Here is a 6,246-nt window from a genome sequence, read left to right as displayed (position 1 = left end):
CCTGCAGGCGAATGGCACTATGTAGCCGTATGTGTCCGCAATGACGGTTACAACGTACATGTAGACGGCTACCAACGCATCAACATGACTGAAACCAATTTCGATTTTACCAAGATTGTTCAGTTCATGGGAAATACATCATTTATATATTTCGGTTATGGATCGGACACTCCCACACAGGAAATGTGGATGGATGACATCACCATCTATCGCAACCAGATTGGAAGCAGCGAACAAGCAGTTCCGGGCAATGGCGGCAGTGGTGACAACGGATTCGTTTACCCAATTGCAACCAAGGCAACTATCGGTGCCTCCGATTGTACCTCAGGTTGGTGGACAGAGTTTTCCGATTACTATACATTACAACCCAGTACGACCCTACATTGGGAATTCACGAACTACACTTCGGGTGGAGGTAATTGGAATAACTGGAACCTTTGTGTCAGCACCAATGCAGAACGCAATGCAGACGGTTATGCAGAATACTTCGTTATCCGCTCTGACCTGTATGGATGGGGAGACAGCAACTACAATGCCGCCAACTGGTCAAACGAAGGCTATCCATCCGATGATGCCGGCTGGGCCACTTTCCGTACAAATATGCAAGGAGCCAAAGTAACTATTGATCTTGTACGCTCAGGTTCAAATGTCACCGCCACGGCCATTGCCACCTGCACAAACGGAACCGTATATAAAGAAGTATATCAACAAGAGTGCGGAGACGGCACACAGAACATCAATGCATTCCTGATTGTTGACGCTTCTTATCTGGTAATGGATACCGAAACCACCCAATACGAAGATCCGATAGCCATATCCAAAACGACAGTAGGAACTCCGGATTGCAGTACTGCCTGGTGGACTGAATTCTCAGACTACTTCACCATCCGTCCGAATTCAGTCTTTGAAATAGAATTTACGAACCATACTTCAGGAGCCAATAATTGGAACAACTGGAACCTCTGCGTCAGCTCCGAAGCAGAGAGAAACGGGACAGACTATACTGAATATTTTGTCATCCGGTCGGATCTTTATGGATGGGGAGACAGCAATTATAACGGTACAAACTGGACCAGCGAAGGATACGGAGACTGGGATAAATTCCGCGTTGACATGGAAGGAGCCAAAGTGACTCTTACCATTACACGTTCAGAAGCCAATGTATCTGTAACTGCTGTAGCAGAATGTACCGACGGAACCGTCTACAAGGAAACCTATCAACAGGATTGTGGTGACGGAACCCAGAACATAAATGCTTTCCTTATTGTCGACGGTTCTTACCTGGAGATGGATAAAGCCAAGACGGTAACCAAGGCGTTTCAATAAAAATTAAAACAATAATTCATAGATATGAAAGAGAATCGAACCAATACGAATGCCAGAAGAAGCCATAGGCTCTTATACTGGCTGCCAGCCATATTCTTCATGCTGGCAGGGCAAATCCTATTGGCCCAAACCAAACAAGTACAAGGTGTTGTGATAGACGGTGGCGGACTTTCAGTAATTGGCGCCAGTGTACAGGAAAAGGGGACCACAAACGGCACCATCACCGACATTGACGGCAAATTCTCGCTGAACATACAAGAGAATGCCACTCTGATAATCTCCTTCGTTGGATACCAGACTCAGGAAATCAAGACAGCCGGCAAAACATTCTTCAACATAACCATGCAAGAAGATTCTGAAATGTTGGAAGAGGTTGTTGTAGTGGGATACGGTGCCCAGAAAAAAGAGAGTGTGGTAGGAGCCATTTCACAGGTATCTAACAAAGAACTGCTCCAATCTCCGGCCGCCAACGTGTCGCAAGCCATCTCTGGTAAAATTGCTGGTGTGATTACCTCACAAACTTCAGGCGCACCGGGTTCGGACGACACACAGATTTACATCCGTGGTCGTGCAACCTTTGCCGGCGATGCACAGCCGCTGGTGTTGGTCGACGGAGTAGAACGTGAATTCTCACAAATAGCCCCCGACGATATCGAAACCATCTCTGTACTGAAAGACGCCTCGGCTACGGCCGTCTATGGTGTGCGTGGTGCAAACGGTGTTATGCTGATTACCACCAAACGCGGTAAAGAGCAAAAGCCGGAGGTAAGCCTGACGGCCAACTGGCAAATCCAAAGTCCGACCCGTACAGATACTTATCTGGACTCTTACCAATCAGTCCGGCTGCTCGAAGAGGCTTTGGCCAATGACGGACTTGCCTCGCAGTACAGCGCTTCAGACATTGAGATGTTCCGCCGCTCTGTAGCCGGCGAATTGACCGGAGTAGATGCCATACTTTACCCCAATGTAGATTGGTATGACGAAGTTCTGAACAGCACCGCCCCCGCACAGCGCTACAACGTCAGCATACGTGGTGGTACGAAACGTATGCGTTATTACGCTTCAGCCGAACTCTACGACCAACAGGGTCTGGTAAAGGACTTGAGCAACGATGCTTACGGCAATTCCTCAAGTCCCAGTTTCCGCCGTTACGCATTCCGTGCCAATATGGACTTTTTCCTGATTAAGGATTTGACCGTTTCTGTCAACTTCGGTACCCGTTTCGAGGAACGTGGAGGTCCTAATTCGAACGAATCAAGCGGTTACAGTGAAATCTTCTACGAACTGAACCATACGCCAGGATGGCTGTTTCCCGTGTCGGCAGAAGTGCAGAACGGTGAAAAGACCGAAACCATTTATGGAGGTACTTCCCAATACCAAAACAACATTGTAGGCCGTCTGGCCGAAGCCGGTTTCTATCGTGCCACCAACACTATCAACGAAACCAACTTCATTGCTGATTATAAGATGGACTGGCTGACACCCGGATTAAGTGTCAAAGGTATGCTTTCGTTTGACTATGATTCTTATAACCGTAAACTCTACAGCAAAAGTTTCGCTACATACCAACTGACGGACACCAGCAACCCTGGTGAGCTCAAATCATGGAACCGCTTCAACGCCGATGGCGAATTGGCCGGCTCGCAGTCTCATGCCGCCGACTATAAACTCTATATGGAAGCCCAAGTAAACTATGCACGTACATTCGGCAAACACGATGTAACAGGTATGTTGCTCTACAACCAAAACGACCATCGCATCAATGATGAACTGGCCCGCCGTTACCAAGGTCTGGTCGGCCGCGCCACATACGCCTACGATGACCGTTACCTTGCAGAGGTAAACTTCGGTTATAACGGTTCGGAAAACTTCATGAAAGGCCGACGCTTCGGTTTCTTCCCCGCATTTTCGGTGGGATGGCGTGTAAGCAATGAAAGTTTCATGCAACCGTACAGTGAATGGCTGAACAACCTGAAAATCCGTGCCAGCTATGGACAAGTAGGTAATGACATCTACAGTGTAAACGGCGTAGTACAGCGATTCCTTTACGAAGAAGCCTGGAACCAGATAAACAACGACTATACTTTCGGTACAACCGGCCAGACAGGTATCTATGAAGCACAATACCCGAATTACATGGTAACCTGGGAACGCGCCCACAAGTACAACCTTGGTATTGAATTCGGCTTATTCAACGGATTGCTGAATGGTAATGTGGATATTTTCTACGAAAAACGTAACGACATTCTGACAACCTACCAGACCCGTCCGCAATGGGTGGGAGTAAACATGGCCGCAGGGAACTTAGGAAAAACCACCAACAAAGGTTATGAAATTGAACTGAAGCATCATAATACCATCGGCAAAGATTTCGATTACAGCGTGGGCTTCACATTCTCACACGCAAAGAATGAAATCACTTCCAAGGATGAACCGAGCCTGATGACCGGATATCGGAAGGAAGAAGGACATCCCATCGGTCAATACTACGGTCTTGTCTGCGATGGATTTGTTACGCAATCAGACATTGACAGTGGCGAACTGCCCATATCGACTTTCGGCGACGTAAAGGCAGGTGACTTAAAATACCGGGATATGAACAACGACGGTTTCATTGACGAACGTGACGTTACTTTCATCGGATACAGCGACGTACCTGAAAACATGTATGCACTGACATTAGGAGCCAATTACAAAGGCTGGGGATTCAGCATCATGTTCCAAGGAGTGGACCACGTTAGCCGCTACTACGATGCCGAGGCCATGTATGCTTTTGTCAATGGTGGTAAAGTGAAAGAACATCATCTGCAACGCTGGAACCCGGCAGAAAGTGAAGCATACAATCTGGCCAACGCCAAGTATCCCCTGCTACACTACGACAGCTATGGCGATCATAATCAACGCCAGAACTCTTTCTTCCTGAAGAACGGTGCATTCATCCGGCTGAAAAACATCGAACTGAGCTATTCGCTCCCTGAAAAATGGATCAGGACTGTAGGCATGAGCAACTGTCGCCTCTATGTCAATGCGAACAATCTGGTGACCTGGGACCATCTGGACGGCTTGACTGACCCAGAGAGCAACGGCTCAAACCGTTATCCCATCATGAAAACCGTAAACTTTGGTGTAAACATTAATTTCTAACAGAAGAATTATGAAGAAAACATTATTATATAGTTTATTGGCTTTGTCCGTTGCTTCCACCACACTGACTTCCTGTGAAGACATGTTCGGTGATTTTCTTGACAAGCAACCCAGCGGTGAGCTGACAGGAGACGAAGTATTCAGTGACTGGGGACTGATGGAACAGTTCCATTTCGATACATACAACTTTCTGCGCCACGGCGCCCTCCGCATCAATAATTCCTGGCTGGATGCTGCAACCGATTTGGGACATACCAGCTATGCTTCAGGTGGCGTACGAACCAGTTTCAACATCGGCAATTATTACGGCGGCGGTGGAGCACCAGAACTGACATCTACCTGGGAACATTACTATCGTGCCATACGCAAGTGTAACATGCTGCTCGAACGCATTGAGAGTGTACCTAAAGACACTGACCTGAGCGAAGAGAACTATCAAAGGCAGAAAACACAATACATTTCTGAAGCCCGCTTTTTCCGTGCATATTTCTATTGGGAATTGTTCTTACGGTACGGTCCTATTCCTTTGGTAACTACAGTTCTTGATCCAGACGGAGACTTGTTGTCCGACTATACTAATCGCCCTTCACTGAAGGAATATGTAGTGGATTTTATCTTGAAAGAGCTACAGGAATGCGAAAGCGGACTGATGACTTATAATACTGAAAGCACATACGGCGGACGCATTATGCAACCCGTAGCCCGTGCGCTTTACAGCCATATCATGCTCTACATGGCAAGTCCGCGCTACAGCAGTGAATCTGGCATTACCTGGCAACAAGCCGCTGATGCAGCCAAAGGATTCATGGACGATTATGGAAGCAACTATGCTTTGATGACCAATGACACAGATCCCAAAACAGCCTTGACAAATGCCTGGTTGCTGACACCTTACACAGAAAACAATACGGAAATCATTTTCTACCGTAACGACGGAACCATCGGCTGGAGCGGAATCTCCAATGATACTCCAGTGGGTGAAGGTGGAAACGGCGGCTTATGTCCGTCACAGAATTTGGTCGATATGTACGATATGATAGACGGTTCTTCTCCTTTTACCGAATACGATGACACGGGAGCGCCAGTCTACAACGGTACCACTCCCACAATCAATGCAGAAAGCGGATACAGTGATGCCAACATGTGGGCTAATCGTGACAAACGACTGGAAGCAAGCATTCTGTATAATGGAGTAAGCTGGGGCAGTGGAGTCATTAATGTAGTACGCGGACAACGAGATAATCCGATAGGTAACGCCAATGCTACCCAAACCGGTTATTACGTACGCAAACTGATTCCAGAAACCATTCTGAACAACGAACACAGTGGCAATTCACGCCGACTGTGGACATACATCCGTTATGCAGAGATTATATTGAACCGTGCCGAAGCGCTCAACGAAGTAGAAGGCCCTACAGAAGAAGTCTGCAACCTGCTCGACCAAATTCGTCACCGCGCAGGTATCAAAGGCAATGTAGCCGATCGTGCCGACTTGAAAACGAAAGAAGCCATGCGCAATTTCATCCGCAAAGAACGCACCGTGGAATTGGCCTTTGAAGAACATCGCTTCTGGGATGTGCGTCGCTGGAATGTAGCCGAAAAAGCACTTGCACGTGACATCATTGGTGTAGATGTGGCGGCCAATGGCACCATCACGCGAAAGGTGACACAAAAACGAGTGTTTGAAGAAAGAATGTACCTTTATCCGATTCCGGAAACCGAATATTGGAAAACTGGTATAGAAAATAACCCGGGTTGGAATTAATCCTTAATCTG

The 6,246-nt window shown here is 47.4% G+C and carries 3 protein-coding genes; all 3 read left to right on the top strand.

Annotated elements, in window-relative coordinates:
* The coding region (locus Q1Y74_RS04520) for a hypothetical protein (protein WP_300812551.1) at window positions 1–1,326 on the top strand (1,326 nt) is incomplete at its 5' end.
* 99 nt (window positions 1,327–1,425) lie between these two features.
* Window positions 1,426–4,470: a TonB-dependent receptor gene (locus Q1Y74_RS04515; RefSeq protein ID WP_366914078.1), complete on the top strand. Its 3,045-nt coding sequence runs from the start codon at window positions 1,426–1,428 to the stop codon at window positions 4,468–4,470.
* A 10-nt stretch (window positions 4,471–4,480) separates the two neighbouring features.
* Entirely contained in the window at window positions 4,481–6,235 is a 1,755-nt protein-coding gene (locus Q1Y74_RS04510; RefSeq protein WP_300812549.1) for a RagB/SusD family nutrient uptake outer membrane protein, read from the top strand.
* Window positions 6,236–6,246 lie beyond the last annotated feature (11 nt).

Origin of the sequence: uncultured Bacteroides sp. (assembly GCF_949298305.1) — a bacterium.
Classification (GTDB): Bacteria; Bacteroidota; Bacteroidia; order Bacteroidales; family Bacteroidaceae; genus Bacteroides.
The sequence above is the reverse complement of the archived record's forward strand: the minus strand, read 5'-3'. Positions and strand labels throughout refer to the sequence as shown.